The following is a 24,717-nucleotide window of genomic DNA, read 5'->3' on the forward strand; positions in this document are numbered from 1 at the left end:
AGTCGTTGAACGCCGCCTGCTGCTCCCGCACGTGCCGGATCTCGCGCTTGCCCATGCCCTCGCCGCGCACGATCACATAGGCGAGCACGCCCAGGAAGGGCACGACGATCACGAAGAGGATCCAGGCCGCCTTCGCCGGGCCGCTCATGTCGTGGTCGCGGAACACATCGGTGATCACCCGGAACAGCAGAACCAGCCAGAAGACCCAGAGGAAGATCCACATCACCGTCCAGAAGGCGCCCAGGACGGGATAGTCGTACGCCAGGAACAGCTGATCGCTCATCGCTCTCCTCCTGCCACTGCTGCCGCGGCGATCATGCCGTCGGCACCCCGGCTCCGCCTGTCACCTGCCTCGCCCTCCACCGGGCGGATCCTCCCTTCAGGTTGCGCCGGGACCTGGGAGGCCGCATCCCGTGGTGCCGTCGCACGCCGTTCACCTGCGCTGTCGCACCTCCGTACCCGTGATTGCATGGGGCGCGGACCGGCTGCGGGAGGTGGTGGTGTCCGGCGGAGCGCAGTGGCGGTGCACCGGCTCGCTCTGGCGGCCGGAGGGGCCCGTCCTGGGGTGGTACCGGCCGGGCCGGCACGGCGCCGGAGCCGGGGAGCGGACGAGTCCGCTGACCGCGGGGCGGAGCCTGGCGTTCGTCGCCGACGGCGGCCGGGGCTGCACCGGGGTGTGGCGCGGGGGCCGGCGCACGCCGTGCCCGGCGGATGCCGCGATTCCGGTGCGCGGCACCCGGGCGCAGTGCGCGGACTGCGCGCGGCTCGACCGCTCCCGGTCGGTGGCGGCCGACACCCGGGCCGACGACCCGCAGCCGTACCGCGTCTATCTGGCCTGGTTCGGCCCGGGGCTGCTCAAGGTGGGGATCACCGCGGAGGCGCGAGGCAGCGCCCGGCTGCTGGAGCAGGGCGCCGTGGCGTTCACCTGGCTGGGGCGCGGGCCCCTCATGGCGGCGCGGCGGGCGGAGGAACTGCTGGGCTCCGCGCTGACGGTGCGCGACCGCGTCCCCTACGCGCGGAAGCGGGCCGTGCGGACGGCGCTGCCCCCGGTCGCCGACCGCCGCGCGGAACTGGCCGCGCTGCACGCGCGGGTGGCCGGGCTGCCCGGCTGGCCGGAGTCCCTGGAGCGCTGCCCCTGTGAACCGGTGGACCACACCGCTGCGTTCGGCCTCGAACGGCTCGCGGAACGGGCCGCCGCGGAGCCGTCGGCCGAGGTCACCGAGCTGCGCGAGGGCGCGGTGGTGGCGGGTGAGCTGCTGGGGGTGGCGGGGCCGGACCTCCATCTCGGCACCGACGGCGGCCTGCTGGTGATCGACACCCGGCTGATGGCGGGATGGCCGCTGCGGGCCGCTGAGCCGGCGGCGGTGACCAGCGCGCCCGTCCGCCGGCTCGCCGCGGGCGCGGGCGGGGGCGAGGGCGGCGCAGTGCAGGACGGGCTGTTCTGACCTCGGCGCCGGCCCGGTGCGTGGGCGGGCAACGGGGGTGCGGTCGGGGCCGTGGCATTCTCAGCTGATTCACAGGTGTCCCACAGCGCTCTCTCAGAGCGCCCGCCGAGCGTTGAGGACATGACCGCGACCGCGCCCACCGGGCGTTCCGAACTGCTGCGGCCCGACGGCGGGCCGGTACGGGTCCTCGTCGTGGACGACGAGAACGCCCTCGCCGACCTGCTGTCCATGGCCCTGCGCTACGAGGGCTGGGAGGTGCGCAGCGCGGGCGACGGGGCCGGTGCGCTGCGGACCGCCCGGGAGTTCCGTCCGGACGCCGTGGTGCTCGACATCATGCTGCCGGACCTGGACGGTCTCACCGTGCTGGCGCGGCTGCGCCGCGACCGCCCCGAGGTGCCGGTGCTGTTCCTGACCGCCAAGGATGCGGTGGAGGACCGGATCGCCGGACTCACCGCGGGCGGGGACGACTACGTGACGAAGCCGTTCAGCCTGGAGGAGGTCGTGGCCCGGCTGCGCGGGCTGCTGCGGCGCTCCGGCGCGGCGGCGGCGCGTACGCCGGACGCGCTGCTGGTCGTCGGGGATCTGGTGCTGGACGAGGACAGCCACGAGGCGCGGCGGGCGGGGCGGCCGATCCACCTCACCGCCACCGAGTTCGAGCTGCTGCGCTACCTGATGCGCAATCCGCGCCGGGTGCTCTCCAAGGCGCAGATCCTCGACCGGGTGTGGTCCTACGACTTCGGCGGGCAGGCCAATGTGGTCGAGCTCTACATCTCGTATCTGCGGCGGAAGATCGACGCCGGGCGGTCGCCGATGATCCACACCCGGCGGGGGGCCGGCTATCTGATCAAGCCGGGGGAGTGAGCGGTGCGCGTTCCCGGGCGGGCCGCCGGCGGCGGACCGCGGTCCCTGTGCGGTCGCCCGGTCTTCCCGCCAGGGCGCGGGCGTTCCCCGCGTGCCGGGCTGCGCGCTCCGCGCGTCCGGCCGCGTCTCCCGCGCCGGACCGGCCCGGGGCAGCGCCGGGTGCGGTCGCTGCGCACCCGGCTCGTCCTCACCTCCGTCGCCCTGATCGCCGTGGTCTGCGCGGTCATCGGCGGCGTCACCACGATCACGCTGGACGCCTACCTCCACGGGCAGCGGGACGCCCAGCTCCGGGGCATCGCCGATCGGGTCGTGCGGTTCCGGCCGCCGGTGCCGGGCGGCGACCTCGGCTTCGTCACCGGGCCCGGACAGCCGCCCGGCACCATCGGTGCCGAACTGTCCGGGAAGCGCGTCGTCTCGGCGGTGCGCAGCACCGAGCGGGGTGAGGCCGAGCCGCTCACCGCCGCCCGGACCGCGGCCCTCGGCCGGCCGGCCGCCGACGGTGCCCCGCGGACCGTCGAGCTCCCGGGGCTCGGCAGCTACCGGGTGCGCGCGGTGCGGGACCTCGACCGGGACGGCGGCAGCCTCGTCGTCGGACTGCCGCTGCAGGACGTCCGGGACACGGTCGACACGCTGATCGTCGCCGAGGTGTGCGTCGCGGGGGCGGCGCTGGCCGCGGCCGGGCTGGCCGGCACGGTGATGATCCGGGTCGCGCTGCGGCCGCTGCGCCGGGTGGCCGCGACCGCGGCCCGGGTGTCCGAACTCCGCCTCGACCGCGGCGAGGTCGCCCTGCACGAGCGGGTCCCGGAGGACGACACCGATCCGCGGACGGAGGTCGGCCAGGTCGGGGCGGCGCTCAACCGGCTGCTCGGGCACGTCGGGTCGGCCCTCGCCGCCCGGCACGCGAGCGAGACCCGGGTGCGGCAGTTCGTCGCGGACGCCAGCCATGAGCTGCGCACCCCGCTGGCCTCGATCCGCGGGTACGCCGAGCTGACCCGGCGCGGCCGGGAGGAGACGGGCCCCGACACCCGGTACGCGCTCGGCCGCATCGAGTCGGAGGCGGCCCGGATGACCACGCTGGTCGAGGATCTGCTGCTGCTCGCCCGGCTGGACGCCGGCCGGCCGCTCGCCCGCGCCGAGACGGACCTGTCGCCGCTGGTGGTGGACGCGGTGAGCGACGCCCGGGCGGCCGGGCCGGACCACCGCTGGCGGCTGGAACTCCCCGACGAACCGGCGCTGGTGCACGGCGACCCGGAACGGCTGCACCAGGTACTCCTCAACCTGCTGGGGAACGCCCGCAGCCACACCCCGGGCGGCACGACGGTGACGGCACGGGTGCTGCGGCCGGCGGCGGGGGAGCTGCTGCTGGAGATCGACGACGACGGGCCCGGGATCCCGGAGGACCTGCTGCCGCACGTCTTCGAGCGGTTCGCCCGCGGTGACGCCTCGCGCGGCCGCACCGCGGGCAGCACCGGGCTCGGACTGGCCATCGTGCAGGCGGTGGTGGGCGCCCACGGAGGGCGGGTGGAGGTGCGGAGCACCCCCGGCCGCACGGTCTTCGCGGTGGCGCTGTCCGCGGCGTGAGGGCTGTGCGGTGGCGCTGTCCGCGGCGTGAGGGCCCGCGCGCCGGGGTACGGAGGGCGCGCCCACGGGGCGGGCGCCGGACTCACAGCGCGCCGGACTCACAGCCGGCCCACAGGCGGATCACACGGCCGTGACAGCCCGTGCGGAGAGCGTCGTCGGCATGCGAACCCAGACTCTCCCGGGCACCCTGCCCACGCGCGGGCATCTGCCGGCCCTCCGGCCGCGGACCGCCGGCGGCGAACCGGTCCTGGACGTCGTCATCCCCGTCCACAACGAGCAGGCCGACCTGGAGCCGTGTGTCCGCAGGCTGCACGGTCACCTCACCCGCACCTTCCCCTACGGCTTCCGCATAACCGTCGCCGACAACGCGAGCAGCGACCGCACACCGCAGGTGGCGGCCCGGCTCGACGCGCTGATCGAGGAGGTCACCGCGGTCCGGCTGGAGGAGAAGGGCCGCGGGCGGGCGCTGCGCGCCGTCTGGTCCATGTCCCCGGCCCCCGTGCTGGCCTACATGGACGTGGACCTCTCCACCGACCTCAACGCGCTGCTGCCGCTCGTCGCACCGCTGATCTCCGGCCACTCCGACCTCGCGATCGGCTCGCGGCTGGCGCACAGTTCACGGGTGGTGCGCGGACCCAAGCGGGAGCTGATCTCGCGCGGCTACAACCTCCTGCTGCGCGGCGGCCTGGCCGCCCGGTTCAGCGACGCGCAGTGCGGCTTCAAGGCGATCCGGAAGGACGTCGCGGAGCTGCTGCTGCCGATGGTGGAGGACACCGGGTGGTTCTTCGACACCGAGATGCTGGTCCTCGCCGAGCGTGCCGGGCTGCGGATCCACGAGGTGCCGGTGGACTGGGTGGACGACCCGGACAGCCGGGTGGACATCGTCCGGACGGCCGTCGAGGACCTCAAGGGGGTCTGGCGGGTGGCGCGGGCGCTGCGCACCGGCGCGCTGCCGCTCGCCCGGCTGACCCGGCCGTTCGGTGACGACCCGCGGGACCGCGAACTCGCCGGGGTGCCCCGCGGACTGGCCCGTCAGCTGCTGGGCTTCTGCGTCGTGGGGGCGCTGAGCACCCTGGTGCACCTGGCGCTGTACGCCCTGTTCCGGCTGGAGGCGGGGCCGCAGACGGCCAACGCGGTGGCGCTGCTGCTCGCGGCGGTCGGCAACACCGCGGCCAACCGGAGGTTCACCTTCGGGGTCCGGGGCCGGGAGCGCGCCGTACGGCACCAGGCCCAGGGGCTGGTGATCTTCGGCATCGGCCTGGCGCTGACCAGCGGCTCCCTGGCCGCCCTCCAGGGGGCCGGCAGCCCGTCCCGGACGACGGAGGCGGCGGTGCTGATCGTCGCGAACCTGGCGGCGACGGTGCTGCGGTTCCTGCTGCTGCGGGCCTGGGTCTTCCCCGGGCGGCGGGAGCCGGCGCGGGGAGGCGAGCCCGCGGGCGGCTCGGGACGGGCCTGCCCCGAGGGTGCCTGCCCCGACGGTGCTTTCCCCGACTGTGCTTCCTCCGACTGTGCTTCCCCTGATCGTGCCTCCCTCGACGGCGCCTGCCTCGACGGGGCTTCCCTCGACGGGACTTCTCTCGGCGGAGGCGCCGGTCCCGACGGCGCCTCCGCCGATGGGGCGGCCCCCTCCCCCTCTCGCACCCCCTCGTACCCGTACACCCACGACCCCCGGAGCACCCGATGACCGAGCGCCACGACGAGACGACCTCCCGGGCGGGGGCAGGGGGCGCCGTCCTGACGCCTCCGGCCCCCGCCCCCGGCGGACCACCGGCCGGGCCGCCCCGCGGGCGGCTCTCCTCGGCCTGGCGCGGCCGGGCCGAGGACCCCCGCTGGGTGCGGCCCGCGTTCCTCGCGCTGCTGCTCGGCACGCTGCTGCTGTACCTGTGGAACCTCCAGGCCTCCGGGTACGCCAACTCGTACTACTCGGCGGCGGTCCAGGCGGGCAGCGAGAGCTGGAAGGCGTTCTTCTTCGGCTCCCTGGACGCCGGCAACTCCATCACCGTCGACAAGCCGCCGGCCGCGCTCTGGCCGATGGCCCTGTCCGTGCGGCTCTTCGGGCTGCACTCCTGGGCGGTTCTGGTGCCCGAGGTGCTGATGGGCGCGGCCGCCGTCGCGGTGCTCCACGGGTCGGTACGGCGGTCCCACGGCCCGGTGGCCGGGCTGCTCGCCGGCGGGGTGCTGGCGCTCACCCCGGTGGCGGCGCTGATGTTCCGGTTCAACAACCCGGACGCCCTGCTCGCGCTGCTGATGACCGTCACCGTCGCCTGCGTCCTGCGGGCCGTGGAGGGGGCGCGCACCGGATGGCTGCTCGGCGCGGGCGCCGCCGTCGGGCTGGCCTTCCTCACCAAGACGCTGCAGGCCTTCCTGATCCTGCCGCCGCTCGCCCTGCTCTACGCGGTGTGCGCCCCCACGACCCTGCGCCGGCGGCTCGGCCAACTGCTGCTCGCCGGAGCGGCGCTGGTGGTGACGGCCGGATGGTGGGTGGCGGCCGTCGAACTGTGGCCCGCCGGCTCCCGCCCGTACGTGGGCGGCTCCCAGAGCAACAGCTTCCTGGAGCTGACGCTGGGCTACAACGGCCTCGGCCGGATCAACGGCGAGGAGACCGGGAGCGTCGGCGGAGGCGGTGGTCCGGGCGGTGGCGCGTGGGGACGGTCCGGCATCGGGCGGATGTTCGGCGACACGGTCGGCGGCCAGATCTCCTGGTTGCTGCCCGCCGCACTGATCCTGCTGGTCGCGGGCCTGCTGCTGACCCGGCGGGCGGGACGGACGGATCCCGCGCGGGCCGCGTTCCTGGCCTGGGGCGGGTCCCTGGTGATGACGGCCGGGGTCTTCAGCTTCATGGCGGGGATCTTCCACGAGTACTACACGGTGGCCCTCGCGCCGTATCTCGCGGCCGTGGTGGGCATGGGCGCCGTGGCGCTCCGGGAGCGGCGTGGCGCCGTGGCGTCGGCGGCGCTCGGCGGGACGGTCGCGGTGACGGCGGGCTGGGCGTTCGTCCTGCTGGGGCGGAGCGGGGACTGGCTGCCGTGGCTGCGGTGGACGGTGCTCGTCACCGGGCTCGCCGCGGCGGCGGGGCTGGCGTTCGCCCGGCGGCTGCCGGGGCGGGCGGTGCCGGTGGTCCTGGCGCTGGGGCTGGCGGCGTCGCTGGCCGGGCCGCTGGCGTACACGCTCAGCACGGTCGGCACCGGGCACATCGGGTCCATCGTGACGGCCGGACCGGCCGTCGCCGGAGGCAAGGGCCGTCCGGGCGGCGGGATGCCGCCCGGTATGGCGGGGAACGGCCGGGCCAACGCGCCCGGCGTGGACGGCGGGAACGGGGCCGGCGTCCCGGGGCGGGCCCCGGGCGGGAACGGCGCCGCCCCGGGCGGTGCCGCGCCGAACGGTGCGCCGCAGGGGATGCCGCCCGGGGGCAACGGCGGCGGGCGGGGTGGTGCGGCCGGTCCCCAGGACGCCCCGCCCGGCATGAACCAGGGCCGGGGAACTCACGCCGGGCCCGAGCGCGGGGGCGCCGAAGGGGGCCTCATGGGCGGGCTGCTGGGCGGACGGAAGGTCAGCGACGAGGTGGCGGACGCCCTCCGGCGGGACTCCGGTGACTACACCTGGGTCGCCGCGACCGTCGGCGCCCAGAACGCCGCAAGTCACCAACTCGCGACCGGGAGCCCGGTCATGGCCATCGGCGGCTTCAACGGCAGCGATCCCTCCCCGACGCTCGCCCAGTTCAAGAAGTACGTGCGGCAGGGCCGGATCCACTACTTCGTCCCGAGCACGGGCGGCGGCCCCGGCGGGATGCCCGGACCCGGCGGCATGCCCGGGCCCGGTCGAATGGGCGGAGCCGGTGGAACGGCCGGGGCCGGTGGGACGGCCGGGGCCGGTGGGAACGCCGGGCCCGGTGCGCAGGCCGGGGGTGGCGGGAAGGCCGCAGGCGGTGGGACGGCCGCAGACAGGGGGACGGCCGCGGGCGGCCGGATGGGCGCAGGCGGCGGTGCAGGCGCCGGGGCCCGTGGGAACGGCGCCGGCGGGAAGGGCTCCGGAGGCGTCGCGTCGAGCATCTCCCAGTGGGTCAAGAGCCACTACACCAAGGTCACGGTCGACGGCACCACGCTCTACGACCTGACCCGTCCCACCGACTGACGGGGCGCCGGGCGGTCGGAGCCGTCCGGGCACGTCACTGCGGTTCCCGGCGCACCACCAGGTCCGCCACGACGGGGCGGTGGTCGGAGGCGAGGGTGCCGGCCACCGCCGCGCCCCGTACGCCGATGCCGTCCGAGACCGTCACGTAGTCGATCCGCCGGACCGGGGCCCCCGCCGGGTAGGTGGGCCGGGCCCCGGCCGGTACCGCGTCGGTCAGCCGCCCCCACAGCGGTGCCAGTTCCGGCGCCGCCGCCTCCGCGTTGAAGTCGCCGACGAGGACCTGCCGGGGGCACCGGCCCCGTCCGTCGCAGTCCTCGGCCATGATCCGGAGCATGTCGCCGGTCTGCGCCCGCCGGACGGCCGGGTCGGCCCGGTAGTCCAGGTGCGTCACATAGACGTGCACCGGAACGCCCCGCACGCGGACCACCGCCTCGCCGAAGCCTGGCGCGGGCGCGGGCACCGGATGCGGATCCTGGGTGGAGAGCCGGGTGATGGAGTGGTTCCCGGTGCTCAGCACCGGGAGGCGGGACAGCACCGCCACCCCGAACTCCCGCCGGGGACCGCCCGCCTGCGCCGGACCGAGGCTGTACAGCGGGGCGAAGAAGACCCGCATGCCCAGGGCGTCCGCCAGTTCCGCCGCCAGATCCCGCCCCTGGCTGCGGGCTCCCCAGTGCACGTCGACCTCCTGAAGGCCGATCACATCCGCCCGCAGGGCGCGCAGCGCGCGGGCCGTCCGCCCGGGGTCGAAGACGTGGTCGGCCCCCGTCCCGGCCGCGATGTTGTACGTGGCCACCCGCAGCGGCACGTCCGCACTCGTCCGTTGCCGTACCGTCGAGAGCCGGGAGTCGGCCCGTCCATCGGGCGCCTCCGCGCCGGCGCGTTGCCCCACCGCCGCGAGCCGGAGTCCGGGTCGCTCGCCCGGCGCCTCTGCACCCGCCCGCGCCTCTGCACTCGCCCGCCGCCCCGCGCCGCCGCCCGCCGCGCCGGCCTGCGCGTACGGCATCGCGGAGAGCACCACCAGGCCCGCGGAGCACAGCAGTCGGGCCCATCGACGGCGCAGTGGCATCCGGACTCCCTCGTCGGCTTCGCGCCGCAGCACCGTAACGGAGCTGTCCGCCCGATCCCCGCTTTACGGCGTACAAGGCGTGATGCGGTGTGAGGCCATCGACGCTCTGCACCGTGCGAAGGGGGCCGTGCTTCCAGTCGACATCCACCGATCCCATCCACCGATCCGACCGGAGGCCTCCGCTCCACGGACCGGTTGGCTCCCGTCGGCGCGGCGGCGGTGCTGCTGGGCGGTGTGGTCGCCGCGGTGCTGCCGCGCAGGGCCGGGTGTCCGGACCGACCTGCGGAAACGGCATAGCATCGAGTCCGGGGCGGGCCGGAGTCCGGCGGCCGCTCCACCGGGCCGTCCGCCCGGCTCCCGGTGCCGGGAGCCGGGTGTCGGCACCGGCGGAGAGTACGACGTGGAGGAGGGCGCCATGGCAGCCGCGGGCCGCGGATCGGGCCACGCACGGACCAGCGTGTGGCTGGAGGGCCGCCCGGCACCCAGCCGGCGGAGCGAGCAGCCCGCGGGGCTGGACCGCGACAAGATCGTCGCGGCGACCGTGCGGCTGCTCGACGCCGAGGGGCTGGCGAAGTTCTCCATGCGCCGCCTCGCCGCGGAGCTGGGGGTCACCGCGATGTCGGTGTACTGGTACGTCGACACCAAGGACGATCTGCTGGAGCTGGCGCTCGACGCCGTCACCGGCGAGATGCGGCTGCCGGAGGAGGGCGACGGTGACTGGCGCGACCGGCTGCGCCGACTGGCCGCGGAGTACCGGCGGTTGCTCGTCACCCACGTCTGGGTGTCGCCGCTGATGGGCGCGTACCTCAACGTCGGCCCGCAGGCGATGGCCTTCTCCGCCGCGGCGCAGGAAGTGCTGCGCGCCAGCGGTCTGGCGCCCGAACAGCTGCCCGGCGCGCTGTCCCTCGTCCACCAGTTCGTCTACGGGTTCGGCACGATCGAGGGCCGGTTCGCCGCCCGCTGCCGGGAGGCCGGGATCAGCCAGGACGACTTCTTCCGCCAGGTGATGGGCACGATCGAGGACCGCCCGGAGTTCGGCCGGTCCGTGGACATCATGGAGGCCCGGGGCGGAGGCAGCGTCGCCGAGATGCGCGCCCGGGACTTCGACTTCGCCCTCGACTGCGCGATCGCCGGCATCGAGGCGATGCGGCGGCGCACACCGGGGGAGGGAGCCGGCGAGACCTCCGGCGACGAGCGTTCCGGTTCGGCCGGGGGCAGCGGCGGGACGGCGGACTGACCGTCCGCCCCGCCCGCATCCGCACCCGCAACGGCACCGGCACTGGTCACCCGGCTCGCACCGCCCGGATCCCGGATCCCGGCTCGCACCGCCCGGATCCCGGATCCCGGCTCGCATTGCCCGGCTTCCGCCGTCCGGGTCGCCGCCCGCAGACCGCAGACCGGCCCACCCGCTCCGGCTCCCGCTTCCTGGCCCACCGCTCCGGCCCACCCGCTCCGGCTCCCGCAGACCGCAGACCTCCCCCGGAAGCTTCGCCGCGTCAGCCCTCCGGCGCCAAACGGGCGGGGAAGCCGCCGGTGGCGACCGGTCCCCAGCGGTCGGGGGTGACCCGGATGAGGGACTTGCCCTGCCGGCGCATCGCCGCCCGGTACTCGTCCCAGTCCGGGTGCTCCCCCGCGATGCAGCGGTAGTACTCGACCAGCGGCTCCACCGACTCCGGCGGGTCGACGACCTCCGCCGTCCCGTCGACCTGCACCCAGGGGCCGTTCCACTCCTCCGAGAGGACGATCAGGCTGACCCGGGCGTCGCGGCGCGCGTTCCGCGTCTTGGCGCGCTCCGGATAGGTCGACATCACCAGCCGGCCGGAGCCGTCGACCCCGCAGGTCAGCGGGGAGCCCTGGGGGCGGCCGTCGGAGCGGGTGGTCAGCAGGATCGCCCGGTGGCGGGGGCGGACGAACTCCAGCAGCCCCTCGAGGTCCACGGTCGTGTTGGTCGCGATGTTCCCAGCCATGACCGCAGACTACGGCGGAGTCAGACCGCCGGCAGCGACTCGCCCTGCACGGCCTGCACGTCCAGCTCCACCCGCAGGGTGGTGCCGATCGCCGCGATGCCCGCCGCGACCACCTGGTTGTAGTTCATGGCGAAGTCCTCGCGCCGCAGCTCGGCGGTGGCGCGGAAGGCCGCCCGCACGCCGCCCCACGGGTCGGGGCCGGTGCCCAGGTAGACCAGGTCCAGGGCGACTTCGCGGGCCACCCCGTGCAGCGACAGTTCGCCGTGCACCGTCCAGCGGTCCGGGCCGGCCGGGGTCAGCCCCGTGCTCCGGTAGCGGATCTCCGGGAACCGCTCGACGTCCAGGAAGTCCGGGGACTTCAGATGCCCGTCGCGCAGCGCGTTGCCGGTGTCCACGCTCTCCGCGCGGATCACCGCCTCGACCCGGGAGTCCGCGAGGTCGCCGGCGATGACGATCCGGCCCGCGAAGTCCGTGAACCGGCCGTGCACGCTGGAGATGCCGAGGTGCTGGGCGACCGCGGCGACCGAGGAGTGCGCCGGGTCGAGCGTCCACACCCCGGGCGGCGGCAGTTCCACGCCGCCCTGCCGGGCCAGCACGACCGTGCCGACGTCCGCCCGGCCCGATGCGGTCACCATGGCCGTCGAGGCGGCCGGCGCGTAGCCGACGGCCGTGACGATCACGGTGTACGCCCCGGGAGCCAGCGGCTCCTCGCTCCGGACGCCGCCGTCCCCGTCGGCGGGCGCCCGCAGCACCTGGCTGCCCGTCATGTCCGTGACGGTGAGCACCGCGTGCTGCACCGCCCAGCCGTCCCGGGTGCGGACCTGTGCCCGCAGTCCCGTACCGGCACCGATTCCTGGTGTGGTCATCACCGCTCCTGCTTGATCGTCCTGTGCGGGCCCCGGCCGGCGGTGCGCCTGGCCGTCCCCTGCCCTGCGCACCCCGGCCGGGCCCTGTCCCCTGACGGCCGGTGGTGTCCCACCCGCCGGGGCGGGGGCGCGTCTCCGCTGTACGCGCCCCGGCCCGGGGGTCTGCTACTCGCCCGGGTGGGCGAGTTCGATGTCGTGGCCGTCGACGCCCTGTCCGGTGACCGGCAGGGGCTGCGCGACCGGCGGGTAGCCGCTCGCGATGACCGTGTAGTCGCCCGCGTCCAGGTCGGCGAAGGCGTACGCGCCGTCGTCGCCGGTGGTGGAGGTGGCCACCACGTTCCCGGCCGCGTCGACCAGCGTCACCCGCGCGTCCGGCAGCGGACGGCGGTCCGCCCCGGCCCGTACGGTGCCCTGGACCAGCACTCCCGCCCGGAGCTCCACCGTGATCCGGGTGACGCCCTGGCCGCCGACCTCGACCGGCAGCGCCAGCGGCCGGAAGCCGGGCGCGTTGACCGCCACCGTGAAGGTGCCGGGCACCAGGTCCTCGAAGCCGAACCGGCCCTCGTCGGAGGTCCGGCCGGTGGCCAGGACCTCGCCGCGGACATCGGTGACGACGACCATCGCCCCGTCGACCGGCAGGCTGTCGGCGGCGTTGCGCACCAGGCCGGCCAGCCCGCTGGTGCCGGACAGCAGCAGGTCGTAGCCGAGGGGCTCCTCGCCGACCAGCACGGTCGACGCCTGCGGCTGGTGCCCGTCGGCGGAGGCGATCAGGACGTACGAGCCGGAGCCCGGGGCGTCCAGGGTGTAGCCGCCGTCGGCGTGCGCCACGGAGCGGCCCAGCTGACGTCCGCCGAGGGAGATCAGGGTGACCGCGGCCTGCGGCACGGGGTGGCCGTCGGCGTTCCGGACGAAGCCGTGGATCGCGGTGCCGTTGCCGGCGGGGGCTCCGGCACCGTCACCGGCCGCGGCGAACGCCATGGTCGCGGCCTCGGCGGCCGGGGCGGCGGTCACCTCCGCGGCGGTCGCGGCCGGGGCGGCCACGCTCACCAGCGCCGGCTCCGGCTCGGCGGCCGCGGCCACCGGGGCGTTCTCCGGGACCGGGGCGGTCTCCGTCGCGGACTGCTGGAGCCCGCTCCGGGTGCGCAGCGGCACCTCCTTGATGAAGAGCACCACCAGCAGGGCGACCAGCGCGACCGGCGCCGCGTACAGGAACACATCGCCCACGCCGTGGCCGTACGCGCTCTCGACGACCGTACGGATCGGGGCCGGCATCGCGTCCAGGTCCGGCAGCGTCGTGGTGTCGCCGCCGCCCTGCGCCGCCCGCGCGGCCTTGGGGCCGAGCTCCTCCAGCCCCTCCTTCATGTGGTGCGTGATGCGGTTGCTGAGCGCCGCGCCGAGCGCCGAGACGCCGACCGCGCCGCCGAGCGTGCGGAAGAAGGTGACGACGGAGCTCGCCGCGCCGAGGTCCTCGGGGGCGACCTGGTTCTGGGTGGCCAGGACCAGGTTCTGCATCATCATGCCGAGGCCCAGGCCGAGCGCGACCATGAAGAGCGCCATGTGCCAGTACTCGGTGTCGTACCGGAGGGTGCCCAGCATGCCGAGGCCCGCCGTCACCAGCACGCCGCCGGAGACCAGCCAGACCTTCCAGCGGCCGGTCCGGGTGATCACCAGACCGGAAACCGTGGAGGAGACGAACAGACCGGCGATCATCGGGATGGTCATGACGCCGGACATCGTCGGCGACTTGTCGCGGGCCAGCTGGAAGTACTGGCTGAGGAAGACGGTGGCGCCGAACATCGCGACACCCACGAAGAGGCTGGCCACGGAGGCGAGGCTGATCGTCTTGTTCCGGAACAGGCGCAGCGGCATGATCGGCTCGCTCGCCCGGGACTCGATGAGGACGAAGATCGCGCCGAGCGCGATCGAGCCGCCGACCATGGCGTAGGTCTGCCAGGAGATCCAGTCGTACTTGTCCCCGGCCAGGGTGACCCAGACCAGCAGCAGGGAGACCGCGGCGGTGATGAAGAAGGCACCGCTCCAGTCGACCTTCACGTCCCGCTTCACCACGGGCAGCTTCAGCGTCTTCTGCAGCACGATCAGCGCGATGACCGCGAACGGCACACCGACGTAGAAGCACCAGCGCCAGCCCAGCCAGTCGGTGTCGGTGATGACACCGCCGATGAGCGGGCCGCCGACGGTGGCGACGGCGAAGGTCGCGCCCAGGTAGCCGCTGTACCGGCCGCGCTCCCGCGGGGAGATCATCGCGGCCATGATGATCTGCGCGAGGGCCGTGAGGCCGCCCGCGCCGATGCCCTGGACCACCCGGCAGGCGATCAGCATCGAGGTGTTCTGCGACAGGCCCGCGACGACCGAGCCGAGGACGTAGATCACCAGCGATATCTGGACCAGGGTCTTCTTGCTGGTGAGGTCGGCGAGCTTGCCCCAGAGGGGGGTGGACGCGGTGGTCGCGAGCAGTGCCGCGGTGACGACCCAGGTGTAGGCGCTCTGGCCGCCGTCCAGGTCCTTGATGATCTCCGGCAGGGCGTTGGAGACGATCGTCGACGACAGGATCGCGACGAACATGCCGAGCATCAGCCCGGACAGCGCCTCCAGGATCTGCCGGTGGGTCATGGGTGCGGCGTGCCCGGCGTGCGCGCCGGTGCCCGCGTCCTCCCGCACACCGGCCGGTGTGGTGGTGGTCATGCTGTTCCTTGTCCTCATGCGGGTGTACGGGTGGTGTCGGTGGTGTGGTGGCTCCGGGACCGGCAGTCGCCGAAGCTGTCGCGCAACTTGGCCAGCAGCTCGTTCAGCTGTCCGACCTCCTGGTCGGACCAGTCCCGCAGGGCCCCGGCGAGCATCTCCGCATAGCGGTCGGAGACCGTCCGGAGGAACGCCTCGCCGTCGGCGGTGAGCCGCAGCAACCGGGACCGCCGGTCCAGCGGGTCCGACTGCCGCTCGACCCAGCCGTAGCCGACGACGTGCGCGACATGCCTGCTGGTGACGGACATGTCGATGGCGAGCAGCTCGGCGAGCCTGCTCATCCGCATCTCGCCGTGCCGCTGCAGCAGGGCCAGCACGCCGGCCGACCCGGGCGGGCACTCGTGCGGCAGGATCCGCCCGAGTTCCCGCTTCACCGCGCCGATGGCGCTGAGCTGCCGGGCCAGCTCCTCGTACTGGCTCTGCGCTGCCATGCACTCTCTCCCCGAGCTATCAGTTGCTTAGGGCAACCATAGAAGCAGTTGGTTGCCGAAGGCAAATGAGTTCCCAGGCGGATCCGGCAAAGGAATCGGAAAGGCTCCGTCCGGTGGCGGTCAACGACGCGCACCGGCTGCGAACACCGAGGTGGCGGCCGACTCCGACGCGCCCCAGGGGTTGGGGCGGACCCGCCGGTTCGCTAGGGTCCTGGCCCATGACGAACAACCCCCACGCTCCCCAGGGTCAGCAGGACCCGGCGGGCAGCACGCAGATGTTCCGCGCCTTCGTCGACGAGGGCGAACCGCAGGGCCGGACCGCCGCCACCGCGTCGTCCGGGCCGCGCACCGGTCTTGTCGTCGGTGTGATCGCCGTCGTCGCGATCGTCGTCGGGGTGGCCTGGCTCGCCCTGAGCTGACGCCGTCCGGGCCCGGCCGCCGCCGGCCTTGCCGGCCCGGCGCGTGCCGGGCCGCTTCCGTGGTCCCGACGGGAGTGGCCGTGCGGTCACCTCTTTCTTGTGAGGAGGCTCCGGCGTTCACGCCGGGGAGGGTTCGCGTCCGGGTGGTGCGGCGTGGAGCGTGGCCGTATCCGCCCCGGGGCGCGGAGCGCCGTGCCGTTGTCGGGTTTGCCGTGGTGATGCGAACACGTGTGCACAAGACCTCCCGGAGCGCTGCTCCGGGAGGCGGCCTGAGCCAGGAATCCCCACCCCTACAGGGAGGGGAGGATTCAATCCCAGTCGACGTCCACATCCCGGGTCTCGATGTGCATGCCCAGCGGCACCCGCCAGGCGTCCACGCACACGGTCCAGGTCCTCTTCAGGCGCGCCCCGCCCGCGATGGGGACGGGCAGCGCCTGCTCCGATCCGAGGGTCGCCCAGTCGACGCCGAGCCCGCCGATGACGTGTGTGGAGAAGCCGACCCGGCCCGATCGCACCGGCCGGTCACCGGTGTTGCGCAGCACGAGCGACACCTTCTCGCACCAGCGCCGGTCGGTGGCCGTGCGCTCGGGAGCGCCCACCGACAGGGCCGCGGGCCGCTGCGGAGCCGGGGTCGAGGGCGTGGGATCCGCCCCACCGCCCGAACCGCCGGTGCCTCCCGAACCACCGGAGCCCCCCGATCCGCTGGAGCCTCCCGAGCCTCCGCTCCCGCCTGAACTCCCCCTACCGCCGGCCCCGCCCGAACCGCCGCCGTCCGCGCCTCCGGAACCGTCCGCGCCTCGGGAGCCGCCGCCTCCGGATCCGCCCCGGCCGCCGTCCGAACCGCCGTCCGAACCACCGCCCGAGCTGCCACCCGAACCGTCGCTCCCGCCGCCCTGCGCGCCGGACCGGGAGTCCCCGTCCGAACCGCCGGAGCCCCCGGAGCCGCGCCCGTCGCCGCCCTCGGCGCCGCCCCGGCCCGGCGCGGATCCCTCCGGTCGCCCGGAACGCCCGCCGTCCGCGCCGCCGCGCCGCTCCGCGGCCCCGGTGTCCCGCTCCCCGGGGGCCCGGCCCGTGCCGTCGGTGCTGCCGTCCAGCGGGATCAGCGTCACCCCGCCGTCGGGCGGTACGGCCTTCCCCGGCGCCGTCTGCCCCGGCCCGGCGGCACCGGCCGCCACATAGCCGTCGTCCCCGCCGCTGCCGCACCCGGCGACCGGCACCGCCAGACACAGCACGGCCGCCGAGGAGACGAGCACCGTCCCTCGGCGGCCGTGCGGCAGCAGGCCTCGCGTCGTCCGTCGCATCGTCAGGCACCTCCCAGCGTCGGCTGGGCGACAGTGTTGCTGACGATGCGTCAGTTGTGAAGCGGGCGGCACCGCCTCAGTCCGCGATGAGTCCTTCCCGGAGCTGGGCGAGCGTGCGGGTGAGCAGGCGGGAGACGTGCATCTGCGAGATGCCGACCTCCTCGCCGATCTGGGACTGCGTCATGTTCGCGAAGAACCGGAGCATGATGATCTGCCGCTCCCGGGGCGGGAGTTTGGCGAGCAGCGGCTTCAGCGACTCGCGGTACTCCACCCCCTCCAGCGCCGAGTCCTCGTACCCCAGCCGGTCCGCGAGCGAGCCCTCGCCGCCGTCGTCCTCCGGGGACGGGGAGTCCAGCGAGCTCGCCGTGTAGGCGTTGCCCACGGCCAGCCCGTCGACGACGTCCTCCTCCGACACCCCGAGGCAGACGGCGAGTTCGGTGACCGTCGGCGACCGGTCGAGCTGCTGCGCGAGCTCGTCGCTGGCCTTGGTCAGCGCCAGGCGCAGCTCCTGGAGCCGGCGCGGCACCCGCACCGACCAACTCGTGTCGCGGAAGAAGCGCTTGATCTCGCCCACGACGGTCGGCATCGCGAACGTCGGGAACTCCACGCCCCGTTCGCAGTCGAACCGGTCGATCGCCTTGATCAGGCCGATCGTTCCGACCTGGACGATGTCCTCCATCGGCTCGTTCCGGCTGCGGAACCGGGCCGCGGCGTAGCGCACCAGGGGGAGGTTCAGTTCGATCAGGGTGTCGCGGACATAGGTGCGCTCGGGGCTGTCCCGGTCGAGGGCGGCGAGCCGCAGGAACAGGGATCGGGAGAGGGTGCGGGTGTCGATGGCGTCGCAGTCGTCGAGCACGTGCGGTGCGTCAGTGGTGAGCACCTTCGAGCTGCCCAGTTCTACGGACATGCCACCCCCTTGAGGTCGCGGACGGATCCCGGCGGCGCTCTCGCTGTCGAGTGACGCCTCCACCTGAATACCGGAGGCGAAGCTGCGGCAAACGCAGTTTCTGCAGAATGTCACATGTCGGCAACACGCTGTAGCGCCAAGTCGACATATCTGCGCCGGAATCGGTCGCTCGTTCCGGCTACGTCTCGATCCGATTTGCGGATCTCAGCCGGGCGAAGCTGCGGGACAGCAGGCGGGACACGTGCATCTGAGAGACCCCCAGCTCCGCGCTGATCTGGGACTGCGTCAGATTGCTGTAGTAGCGCAGCAGCAGGATCCGCTGCTCCCGCTCGGGCAGCTGTACGAGCAGGTGCCGGACGAGGTCCCGGTGCTCCACCCCGGCCAGCGCGGGGTCCTCGTAGCCCAGCCGGTCGAGGAGGCCGGGCAGCCCGTCGCCCTCCTGGGCGGCCTCCAGCGACGTCGCGTGGTACGACCGGCCGGCCTCGATGCAGGCGAGCACGTCCTCCTCGGCGATCTTCAGCCGTTCGGCGATCTCCGCGGTGGTCGGCGACCGGCCGTGCTGCACCGTCAGGTCCTCGGTGGCGCCGTTCACCTGGACCCAGAGCTCGTGCAGCCGGCGCGGCACGTGGACGGTCCGCACGTTGTCCCGGAAGTAGCGCTTGATCTCGCCCACGACCGTCGGCATCGCGAAGGTCGGGAACTGCACGCCGCGCTCCGGGTCGAACCGGTCGATGGCGTTGATGAGCCCGATCGTGCCGACCTGGACGACGTCCTCCATCGGCTCGTTCCGGCTCCGGAAGCGGGCCGCGGCGTAGCGCACCAGCGGCAGATTCGCCTCGATGAGCGCCGCGCGCACGCGCGTGTGCTCCGGTGTGCCGGGTTCGAGGGCGGAGAGCTCCTTGAAGAGCACCTGGGTCAGCGCCCTGGTGTCCGCGCCGCGGCTCTCCCGGCTCTTCCCGGCGCCCTCGCCCTGGGGTGGCGTCGCTTCGGACGCGGTACGGGCCGACGCGGTCATGCCACCCCTTCTCGGTTCTCAGGTCAACCTCCGGCAAAAGCGGTCATAGCATCACAAGACATGTGCACTGTGTGCAAGCACCGTATAAAGCCGTGTTGACGGCAAGTTGGGGCGTTTTGCGGGCATACGACAAGGCCCCTCGCCTGTGCGGCGAGGGGCCTTGCGTCAGTGACGGATCAGAACTCGTAGTCGGCGATCACCCAGGTGGCGAAGGCGCGCCACTGCGCCACGCCCGCCTGGTGCGCCGGGTGCTCCAGATAGCGCTGCAGGGCGTCCCGGTCGGCGACCGCGGAGTTGATCGCGAAGTCGTAGGCGATCGGCCGGTCCGAGATGTTCCAGGCGCACTCCCAGAACTCCAGCTCGGGGATGAGGTCGCCGAGTTCCTGGAAGGCCCTGACGCCCGCGGCGACGCGCTCCTCGTCGCGCTGCACGCCGTCGTTGAGCTTGAAGAGGACCAGGTGGCGGATCATCGGGGACTCCTGGGGGGAACGGCGCCCGGCGGTCAGTTGACCAGCTGGGTCATGAACTCGCCGACGCCCTGCGCGGCGCTGGAGATGCCCTCGAAGCCTATCTGGACCAGGTCGGCCGCCCGGTCCGGGGAGGTGATGATCGTGTACAGCACGAAGACGATGAGCACGTACTGGGCGATCTTCTTCGTCTGCGCCATTGCCGTGCCGCCTCCCTTGCCGCTGCCACCGCCCGTCCCCTGCGCGGTCGCGTGAGTCTATCCACAGATACCGCCGAACAGGGGACCCGGTGGGGACCGTTCAACCGGTCTCCGCCCGCGCCGCTCCGGGGCCCGTCAGGGGGTGCGCGGGGGCGCGCGGTCGGCGCCGGGGAGGGGAAACGCGAAGGCCCCGCCGGTTTCCCGGCGGGGCCTTCGTCGAAGCGGTAGCGGTGGGATTTGAACCCACGGAGGAGTTGCCCCCTCACACGCTTTCGAGGCGTGCTCCTTAGGCCGCTCGGACACGCTACCGAGAGAGAGCCTAGCGGACGGGGGGCCGGGATCCGAAATCGGTATCGGTTCCGCGGAAGAATCGGGTGAGGAGACCGGCGCACTGCTCGGTCAGCACGCCCTCGATCACCTCGGGCCGGTGGTTGAGCCGGCGGTCCCGGACGACGTCCCACAGCGAGCCCACGGCGCCCGCCTTCTCGTCGGCCGCCCCGTAGACCACCCGGTCGACCCGGGACAGCACGATCGCGCCCGCGCACATCGTGCAGGGCTCCAGCGTCACCACGAGCGTGCAGCCCGCCAACCGCCACGCGCCGACGGCCTGTGCGGCCTCCCGGAGCGCGAGGACCTCCGCGTGGGCCGTGGGGTCACCGGTGGCCTCCCGCTCGTTGTGGCCGCGCCCCAGCACCGCGCCGTCCGGGCCCAGCACGACCGCGCCGACCGGCACGTCCCCCCTGCCCGGGGCCCGTACGGCCTCCTGAAGCGCCAGGCGCATCGGCGCCTGCCACGGGTCGCGCAGGGGGTCGGGGTGCGGGGCGGCGGAGGTGTCCATGGGGACAGTGTCGGTCAGGGGACGGCGTCTGCCGGTCAGGGGGCAGCGTCTGCCGGTCGGGGGACGGCGTCGGCCGGCCGGCCCGCGGCGCAGGGGTCCGTGCGCCGGGCCAGCCCGGGGCCGCTCAGGGCGCGAGGACCCTCAGCGGACGGCCTCCAGAACGTCCATGCAGCCCAGCGCCTCGGCGATGACGCCCAGGGCGTCGCCGTCCAGCGTCCGCAGCTGCCGTTCGGTCATGCCCAGGTCGTCGAGGATCCGGGAGTCACCGATCGGGCCGGGCGGAACGATCTCGTCCGGGTCCTCCCCGTCCGCGCTCCCCTCCGGCTCCCCGTCCTCGGTGCCGTCGAGGTCGACCAGCCGGTCCAGGTCCTCCTCGGGGTCGCGGCCGAGCAGTTCGTCGGTGAGCAGGATCTCCCCGTAGGAGCTGCGGGCGGCGGCGGCCGCGTCCGAGATGTAGATGCGCGGATCCTCCTCGCCGTCCACCCGGACGACGCCGAACCACGCGTCCTCCTGCTCGATGAAGGCCAGTACCGTGTCGTCGTCGACCGATGCCTCGCGGGCCAGATCCGCGAGATCGGCCAGGGTTTCCACATCGTCGAGCTCTGTGTCGCTCGCTTCCCACCCGTCTTCGGTGCGCGCGAGCAGTGCGGCGAAGTACACCGTGACTCTCCCACTGGTCATAGGCGTGTACCGGGTCCGACGGGAACAGTGCTTCTCCTCTGGGCCCGCCCACTCGGAATCGTGGCAGAAAGAACGCCTCCGCGAGAGGTCTTCCGCTGTGCGTCGTGCACCAGTCCTGCAATCGGACCGCATTTCGGGCCCGTCGCGGACCTACCAGCGGAAGGTGCGCATCCGCATCTGCTGGCGCATCCGGGCCGCCCGGGCGCGGCGCGGCTGGACCCGCTCGCGCAGTTCCTTGGCCTCGTTCAGTTCGCGCAGGAACTGGGCGCGTCGCCGCCGCCGGTCCGTGTCGTTCTCCGGCGCGGGCGTGCCCCTCGGCTGGCTCCGGTCCGGCATGTGCACACCTCCCCGGGCTGGTGCACCGTCCGGCATGACGGTGCGGGGGTTCGCCCCTGTGCCGGTGGCCGGGGCTTATCTGCCCACCTTCCCCCCGAAAGCCGGTTTGACGCCATCGGAAAGCGCCCGGACGGCCCTGCACCCTCGGCCCCGGCGCGGCCGGCGCCGGGGCTCGGTTAGTGTCGTTGCCATGCGGACCCACGTCGTCGACCACCCGCTGGTGGCGCACAAACTCACCACGCTGCGCGACCGGCGCACCGATTCCCCCACCTTCCGGCGGCTCGCCGACGAGCTGGTCACCCTGCTCGCCTACGAGGCGACCCGCGATGTGCGCACCGACCGGGTGGACATCGAGACCCCCGTCACCGCCACGGCCGGGGTGCGGCTCTCGCACCCGCGCCCGCTGGTGGTGCCGATCCTCCGTGCGGGGCTCGGCATGCTCGACGGCATGGTGCGCCTGCTGCCGACCGCCGAGGTGGGCTTCCTGGGCATGATCCGGGACGAGGAGACGCTCCAAGCGTCCACCTACGCCACCCGGATGCCCGAGGACCTCTCCGGCCGCCAGGTCTACGTCCTCGACCCGATGCTGGCCACCGGCGGCACCCTGGTCGCCGCGATCCAGGAGCTGATCTCCCGCGGCGCGGACGACGTCACGGCGATCTGCCTGCTGGCCGCGCCGGAGGGCGTGGAGCTGATGGAGCGCGAGCTCGCCGGGACGCCGGTCACCGTGGTCACGGCCGCGGTCGACGAGCGGCTCAACGAGCACGGCTACATCGTCCCGGGCCTCGGCGACGCGGGCGACCGGATGTACGGCACGGCCGGTTAGGTCACGGCCGGTCGGGTCACGGCCGGGACGGGCCCTGCGGCCCGCCCGTCAGCACTTCTCGCCGCGGGATGCGGAGGGCGCCGGCGAGGGGCTGGTCAGATCGACCAGCGCCCGGTCGGCGTCCTTCTTCTTCTCCAGGGCGGTGAACTCGTCGCCGAGGATCAGGTCGACGTCCTCGCCGGTGCGGTCGTCCGACCGGGACGAGGCCCCGCCGAGCTGCGTGCCCAGCACCTTCAGCCGGGACTCGGCGCCGTTCGGCGCGCCCAGCAGTATCCCGGCGCCCTTGACCTTCTTGTCGTAGGCGGCCGGGGCGTTGCCCACCTTGCCGACCTTGAAGCCGCGCTTCTTCAGCTCGTCCGCGGTCTTCTTGGCCAGGCCACTGCGCTTGGTGGCGTTGTAGACGTTCACGGTGATCTCGCCGGGCTCCGGCACCGGCTCGGCCGACGGGGTCGCCACGGCGGCCGGCCGGCAGGCCGTACTGCCCGCCGCGCGGGTGGTGGTGCCTCCGGTGAACACGTCGATGAGCTGCAACGTCCCCCAGCCGACCAGCCCGACGGAGGCCGCCGCCCCCATCACGGCGAGCACGATGCGGCGGCGGTTGCGGGGGCGGCGCATCCGCGGGTACCGGTCCCCCGTGATGCGGTACTTCCCGCCCATGCCGGGGGGCGTCAGCATGCTCATGGGCGCAGCGTAGCCCCGACAGTCGGCTCTGCCTACTAGATGATCAATGCGTGGCGCCCAGCCCAACCCAAAAGGGTCAATGTGCCTGGCCGTGCCGGGTGTCCGGGGGCGGTCAGCCCAGTTCGAGGACGCGGGCGTGCAGCACCTGGCGCTGCTGAAGCGCCGCCCGTACCGCGCGGTGCAGCCCGTCCTCCAGGTAGAGATCGCCCTGCCACTTCACGACATGGGCGAAGAGGTCGCCGTAGAACGTCGAGTCCTCGGCGAGGAGGGTCTCGAGGTCGAGCTGGCCCTTGGTGGTGACGAGCTGGTCGAGGCGTACCGGGCGTGGGGCGACATCCGCCCACTGGCGGGTGCTGTCCCGGCCGTGGTCGGGGTACGGCCGCCCGTTTCCGATGCGCTTGAAGATCACACGGAAAGCCTACCGGTCCCGGCGCTCCGGGCGCAGCCATGGCGCAGAGTGCAAAGGTGGCGAACGGTTGCAAGACGGCACCGACAGGAGAGCGGAATGAGGCATTCCGCCTTGTTGGGCCCCTGGGACGGCCCTTCCGGGGGTGGTTCCGGCGGTGGCTCCCCCGGGGGTGTCGCGACCGGGTTTCCGGGCGTTGCGAGGGGGCGTGGTGTTCGTTGCCGGGCGGATTGCACGGATTGCGCGGCGCGGGTTGCTCGGGTCAGGGGCCGTCCGGGGGCAGCAGCCGGGCGGCCCGCATCTGGAGGTAGCGCTGCTCCGGGACGCTGAGCGTGCGCCGCGCCGCCAGGGCGAAGGCGTCCCGCGCCTCCTCGCGGTCGCCCGCCTGCTCCAGCAGGTGGCCGCGCACCGCTTCGAGCCGGTGGTGGCCCGCCAGCCGGTCCTCCAGCCGGCCGACCTCGGTGAGTCCCGCCCGGGGGCCGTGCACCATGGCGACCGCGACGGCTCGGCCCAGTTCGGCCATGGGCTCGGGGGCCAGCCGCACCAGGACGTCGTACAGGGCGAGGATCTGCGGCCAGTCGGTGTCCTCGGCGCGCTCCGCCTCGTCGTGCAGCGCCGCGATGGCCGCCTGCACCTGGTACGCGCCCGCCGGGCCCTGGGACAGGGCCTCCTCCACCAGTGCGGTGCCCTCGGCGATCGCCCGCCGGTCCCAGCGGGTGCGGTCCTGCTCGTCGAGCGGGATCAGCTCGCCGTGCGGGCCGGAACGCGCGGCGCTGCGGGCCTCGGTGAGCAGTATCAGCGCCAGCAGCCCGGTCACCGGGCCCTCCCGGGGCAGCAGCCGGCGCATGGCCCGGGCCAGCCGGATCGCCTCACCGGCGAGATCGGCGCGGTGCAGCCGGCTCCCCGATGTCGCGGTGTGGCCCTCGTTGTAGATCAGGTAGAGGACCTGGAGCACCGCGGCGAGCCGCCGGTCCCGGTCCTCGGGGCCCGGCTGCCGGAACGGCACCCCCCGGATCCGCTGCTTGGCCCGGCTGATGCGCTGCGCCATGGTCGCCTCCGGCACCAGGTGCGCGCGGGCGATCTCCGCCGTGGTCAGGCCGCCCACCGCCCGCAGGGTGAGGGCGATCTGGGCGGCGGGGGTGAGATCGGGGTGGCAGCAGAGGAAGAACAGGGTGAGGGTGTCGTCCTCGGAAGGGGCGCGGCCGGCGCCGGGCGGTGGCGCCGTGAAGGCGTCCCGCGGGGTGAGCGCCGCGGCCGCCTCCTCGCGCCGGCGCCGGGCCTCGTCGCTGCGCAGCCGGTCCACGAGGCGCCGGGAGGCCACTCTGATCAGCCAGCCGCGCGGGTTCTCCGGCACGCCCTTCTCCGGCCACTGCTGCGCGGCGGCGAGCAGCGCCTCCTGCACCGAGTCCTCGGCCGGGTCGAAGTGGCCGTACCGGCGGACCAGCGCGCCGAGGACCTGCGGCGCGTGGCGGCGCAGCAGGTCCTCGATCTCGCTCGTTCGTCTCATGGACCGCCTCGGCAAGCGTTCCGGA

General features: G+C 74.2%; 25 protein-coding genes and 1 tRNA gene. 8 read left to right on the plus strand and 18 right to left on the minus strand.

Translation table 11 applies throughout. The features are described from left to right. A partial coding sequence (locus ABT112_RS29160; RefSeq protein ID WP_351514605.1) for a PLD nuclease N-terminal domain-containing protein occupies window positions 1-283 on the minus strand: 283 nt, incomplete at its 3' end. A 214-nt stretch (window positions 284-497) separates the two neighbouring features. Between ABT112_RS29160 and ABT112_RS29165 the strand changes: the two genes are divergently transcribed. From ABT112_RS29165 to ABT112_RS29185, 5 genes are all read left to right on the plus strand, one after another. Then, on the plus strand, window positions 498-1,445 hold the full coding sequence (locus ABT112_RS29165) for a DUF2797 domain-containing protein (protein ID WP_502975480.1): 948 nt from the start codon (window positions 498-500) through the stop codon (window positions 1,443-1,445). Window positions 1,446-1,565: 120 nt separating this feature from the next. After that, complete coding sequence (locus tag ABT112_RS29170; protein WP_351514609.1) at window positions 1,566-2,306, plus strand: response regulator transcription factor; 741 nt, start codon at window positions 1,566-1,568, stop codon at window positions 2,304-2,306. Window positions 2,307-2,465: 159 nt separating this feature from the next. Continuing rightward, on the plus strand, window positions 2,466-3,887 hold the full coding sequence (locus tag ABT112_RS29175) for a sensor histidine kinase (protein ID WP_351514611.1): 1,422 nt from the start codon (window positions 2,466-2,468) through the stop codon (window positions 3,885-3,887). A 160-nt stretch (window positions 3,888-4,047) separates the two neighbouring features. Next, window positions 4,048-5,571: a bifunctional glycosyltransferase family 2/GtrA family protein gene (locus ABT112_RS29180; protein ID WP_351514612.1), complete on the plus strand. Its 1,524-nt coding sequence runs from the start codon at window positions 4,048-4,050 to the stop codon at window positions 5,569-5,571. Further along, on the plus strand, window positions 5,568-8,018 hold the full coding sequence (locus tag ABT112_RS29185) for an ArnT family glycosyltransferase (protein WP_351514614.1): 2,451 nt from the start codon (window positions 5,568-5,570) through the stop codon (window positions 8,016-8,018). The genes ABT112_RS29180 and ABT112_RS29185 overlap by 4 nt, the downstream gene beginning before the upstream one ends. 34 nt (window positions 8,019-8,052) lie before the next feature. Here the strand turns inward: ABT112_RS29185 and ABT112_RS29190 are convergent, their stop codons facing one another. Continuing rightward, complete coding sequence (locus ABT112_RS29190; RefSeq protein WP_351514616.1) at window positions 8,053-9,084, minus strand: endonuclease/exonuclease/phosphatase family protein; 1,032 nt, start codon at window positions 9,082-9,084, stop codon at window positions 8,053-8,055. Between the two features lie 415 nt (window positions 9,085-9,499). Between ABT112_RS29190 and ABT112_RS29195 the strand changes: the two genes are divergently transcribed. After that, window positions 9,500-10,321, plus strand: a complete 822-nt coding sequence (locus tag ABT112_RS29195; RefSeq protein WP_351514618.1) for a TetR/AcrR family transcriptional regulator — start codon at window positions 9,500-9,502, stop codon at window positions 10,319-10,321. 259 nt (window positions 10,322-10,580) lie between these two features. Here the strand turns inward: ABT112_RS29195 and ABT112_RS29200 are convergent, their stop codons facing one another. The 4 genes from ABT112_RS29200 to ABT112_RS29215 all read right to left on the minus strand — a co-directional run bounded on the left by ABT112_RS29200 (window position 10,581) and on the right by ABT112_RS29215 (window position 15,108). Then, window positions 10,581-11,051 carry a PPOX class F420-dependent oxidoreductase gene (locus tag ABT112_RS29200; protein ID WP_351514619.1) on the minus strand — a complete coding sequence of 157 codons (471 nt, stop codon included), beginning with the start codon at window positions 11,049-11,051 and terminating at the stop codon, window positions 10,581-10,583. Window positions 11,052-11,071: 20 nt separating this feature from the next. Next, window positions 11,072-11,917, minus strand: a complete 846-nt coding sequence (locus ABT112_RS29205) for a YceI family protein (protein WP_351514621.1) — start codon at window positions 11,915-11,917, stop codon at window positions 11,072-11,074. Window positions 11,918-12,082: 165 nt separating this feature from the next. Continuing rightward, window positions 12,083-14,548, minus strand: coding sequence for an MFS transporter (locus ABT112_RS29210; protein ID WP_502975481.1), 2,466 nt, complete (start codon window positions 14,546-14,548; stop codon window positions 12,083-12,085). Between the two features lie 86 nt (window positions 14,549-14,634). Next, on the minus strand, window positions 14,635-15,108 hold the full coding sequence (locus ABT112_RS29215) for a MarR family winged helix-turn-helix transcriptional regulator (RefSeq protein ID WP_351514625.1): 474 nt from the start codon (window positions 15,106-15,108) through the stop codon (window positions 14,635-14,637). A gap of 218 nt (window positions 15,109-15,326) precedes the next feature. Between ABT112_RS29215 and ABT112_RS29220 the strand changes: the two genes are divergently transcribed. Continuing rightward, window positions 15,327-15,527: a hypothetical protein gene (locus ABT112_RS29220; protein WP_351514627.1), complete on the plus strand. Its 201-nt coding sequence runs from the start codon at window positions 15,327-15,329 to the stop codon at window positions 15,525-15,527. 308 nt (window positions 15,528-15,835) lie between these two features. Here ABT112_RS29220 and ABT112_RS29225 read toward each other — a convergent pair whose 3' ends face one another. The 9 genes from ABT112_RS29225 to ABT112_RS29265 all read right to left on the minus strand — a co-directional run bounded on the left by ABT112_RS29225 (window position 15,836) and on the right by ABT112_RS29265 (window position 21,272). Continuing rightward, window positions 15,836-16,828 (minus strand): hypothetical protein, encoded by a 993-nt coding sequence (locus tag ABT112_RS29225; protein ID WP_351514629.1) that lies wholly within the window; start codon window positions 16,826-16,828, stop codon window positions 15,836-15,838. A 76-nt stretch (window positions 16,829-16,904) separates the two neighbouring features. Beyond that, the gene (locus ABT112_RS29230) at window positions 16,905-17,735 is read right to left on the minus strand and encodes an RNA polymerase sigma factor SigF (protein WP_351514631.1); all 831 of its coding nucleotides are present in this window, start codon (window positions 17,733-17,735) and stop codon (window positions 16,905-16,907) included. 178 nt (window positions 17,736-17,913) lie between these two features. Continuing rightward, window positions 17,914-18,750 (minus strand): RNA polymerase sigma factor SigF, encoded by an 837-nt coding sequence (locus ABT112_RS29235; RefSeq protein ID WP_351514633.1) that lies wholly within the window; start codon window positions 18,748-18,750, stop codon window positions 17,914-17,916. A gap of 176 nt (window positions 18,751-18,926) precedes the next feature. Next, window positions 18,927-19,220 (minus strand): Dabb family protein, encoded by a 294-nt coding sequence (locus ABT112_RS29240; RefSeq protein WP_351514635.1) that lies wholly within the window; start codon window positions 19,218-19,220, stop codon window positions 18,927-18,929. Between the two features lie 32 nt (window positions 19,221-19,252). Further along, window positions 19,253-19,417, minus strand: a complete 165-nt coding sequence (locus ABT112_RS29245; protein WP_351514637.1) for a hypothetical protein — start codon at window positions 19,415-19,417, stop codon at window positions 19,253-19,255. Between the two features lie 222 nt (window positions 19,418-19,639). Then, a tRNA-Ser gene (locus tag ABT112_RS29250) sits at window positions 19,640-19,726 on the minus strand. 10 nt (window positions 19,727-19,736) lie between these two features. Further along, window positions 19,737-20,255 carry a tRNA adenosine(34) deaminase TadA gene (gene tadA, locus ABT112_RS29255; protein WP_351514638.1) on the minus strand — a complete coding sequence of 173 codons (519 nt, stop codon included), beginning with the start codon at window positions 20,253-20,255 and terminating at the stop codon, window positions 19,737-19,739. Between the two features lie 141 nt (window positions 20,256-20,396). Then, window positions 20,397-20,915, minus strand: coding sequence for a tRNA adenosine deaminase-associated protein (locus ABT112_RS29260; protein ID WP_351514669.1), 519 nt, complete (start codon window positions 20,913-20,915; stop codon window positions 20,397-20,399). A gap of 171 nt (window positions 20,916-21,086) precedes the next feature. Further along, window positions 21,087-21,272 carry a hypothetical protein gene (locus tag ABT112_RS29265; RefSeq protein ID WP_351514671.1) on the minus strand — a complete coding sequence of 62 codons (186 nt, stop codon included), beginning with the start codon at window positions 21,270-21,272 and terminating at the stop codon, window positions 21,087-21,089. 190 nt (window positions 21,273-21,462) lie between these two features. Between ABT112_RS29265 and upp the strand changes: the two genes are divergently transcribed. Further along, entirely contained in the window at window positions 21,463-22,098 is a 636-nt protein-coding gene (gene upp, locus ABT112_RS29270; RefSeq protein ID WP_351514640.1) for a uracil phosphoribosyltransferase, read from the plus strand. Between the two features lie 48 nt (window positions 22,099-22,146). Here the strand turns inward: upp and ABT112_RS29275 are convergent, their stop codons facing one another. The 3 genes from ABT112_RS29275 to ABT112_RS29285 form a co-directional block, all read right to left on the minus strand. Continuing rightward, window positions 22,147-22,779 (minus strand): LytR C-terminal domain-containing protein, encoded by a 633-nt coding sequence (locus ABT112_RS29275; RefSeq protein ID WP_351514642.1) that lies wholly within the window; start codon window positions 22,777-22,779, stop codon window positions 22,147-22,149. 112 nt (window positions 22,780-22,891) lie between these two features. Beyond that, window positions 22,892-23,188: a type II toxin-antitoxin system VapB family antitoxin gene (locus ABT112_RS29280; RefSeq protein WP_030543771.1), complete on the minus strand. Its 297-nt coding sequence runs from the start codon at window positions 23,186-23,188 to the stop codon at window positions 22,892-22,894. Window positions 23,189-23,447: 259 nt separating this feature from the next. Continuing rightward, window positions 23,448-24,692: an RNA polymerase sigma factor gene (locus ABT112_RS29285; protein ID WP_351514644.1), complete on the minus strand. Its 1,245-nt coding sequence runs from the start codon at window positions 24,690-24,692 to the stop codon at window positions 23,448-23,450. Between the last annotated feature and the right edge of the window lie 25 nt (window positions 24,693-24,717).

This window comes from Streptomyces sp. NPDC002055 (assembly GCF_040296705.1).
Classification (GTDB): domain Bacteria; phylum Actinomycetota; class Actinomycetes; order Streptomycetales; family Streptomycetaceae; genus Streptomyces.

Coding starts and splice junctions, on each gene's coding strand:
- ABT112_RS29220 (WP_351514627.1), top strand. CDS start 15,327: ATGACGAACAACCCCCACGCTCCCCAGGGTCAGCAGGACCCGGCGGGC.
- ABT112_RS29200 (WP_351514619.1), bottom strand. CDS start 11,051: ATGGCTGGGAACATCGCGACCAACACGACCGTGGACCTCGAGGGGCTG.
- ABT112_RS29185 (WP_351514614.1), top strand. CDS start 5,568: ATGACCGAGCGCCACGACGAGACGACCTCCCGGGCGGGGGCAGGGGGC.
- upp (WP_351514640.1), top strand. CDS start 21,463: ATGCGGACCCACGTCGTCGACCACCCGCTGGTGGCGCACAAACTCACC.
- ABT112_RS29245 (WP_351514637.1), bottom strand. CDS start 19,417: ATGGCGCAGACGAAGAAGATCGCCCAGTACGTGCTCATCGTCTTCGTG.
- ABT112_RS29210 (WP_502975481.1), bottom strand. CDS start 14,548: ATGACCCACCGGCAGATCCTGGAGGCGCTGTCCGGGCTGATGCTCGGC.
- ABT112_RS29225 (WP_351514629.1), bottom strand. CDS start 16,828: ATGCGACGGACGACGCGAGGCCTGCTGCCGCACGGCCGCCGAGGGACG.
- ABT112_RS29205 (WP_351514621.1), bottom strand. CDS start 11,917: ATGACCACACCAGGAATCGGTGCCGGTACGGGACTGCGGGCACAGGTC.
- ABT112_RS29265 (WP_351514671.1), bottom strand. CDS start 21,272: ATGCCGGACCGGAGCCAGCCGAGGGGCACGCCCGCGCCGGAGAACGAC.
- ABT112_RS29180 (WP_351514612.1), top strand. CDS start 4,048: ATGCGAACCCAGACTCTCCCGGGCACCCTGCCCACGCGCGGGCATCTG.
- ABT112_RS29275 (WP_351514642.1), bottom strand. CDS start 22,779: ATGAGCATGCTGACGCCCCCCGGCATGGGCGGGAAGTACCGCATCACG.
- tadA (WP_351514638.1), bottom strand. CDS start 20,255: ATGGACACCTCCGCCGCCCCGCACCCCGACCCCCTGCGCGACCCGTGG.
- ABT112_RS29235 (WP_351514633.1), bottom strand. CDS start 18,750: ATGACCGCGTCGGCCCGTACCGCGTCCGAAGCGACGCCACCCCAGGGC.
- ABT112_RS29240 (WP_351514635.1), bottom strand. CDS start 19,220: ATGATCCGCCACCTGGTCCTCTTCAAGCTCAACGACGGCGTGCAGCGC.
- ABT112_RS29170 (WP_351514609.1), top strand. CDS start 1,566: ATGACCGCGACCGCGCCCACCGGGCGTTCCGAACTGCTGCGGCCCGAC.
- ABT112_RS29195 (WP_351514618.1), top strand. CDS start 9,500: ATGGCAGCCGCGGGCCGCGGATCGGGCCACGCACGGACCAGCGTGTGG.
- ABT112_RS29230 (WP_351514631.1), bottom strand. CDS start 17,735: ATGTCCGTAGAACTGGGCAGCTCGAAGGTGCTCACCACTGACGCACCG.
- ABT112_RS29215 (WP_351514625.1), bottom strand. CDS start 15,108: ATGGCAGCGCAGAGCCAGTACGAGGAGCTGGCCCGGCAGCTCAGCGCC.
- ABT112_RS29190 (WP_351514616.1), bottom strand. CDS start 9,084: ATGCCACTGCGCCGTCGATGGGCCCGACTGCTGTGCTCCGCGGGCCTG.
- ABT112_RS29285 (WP_351514644.1), bottom strand. CDS start 24,692: ATGAGACGAACGAGCGAGATCGAGGACCTGCTGCGCCGCCACGCGCCG.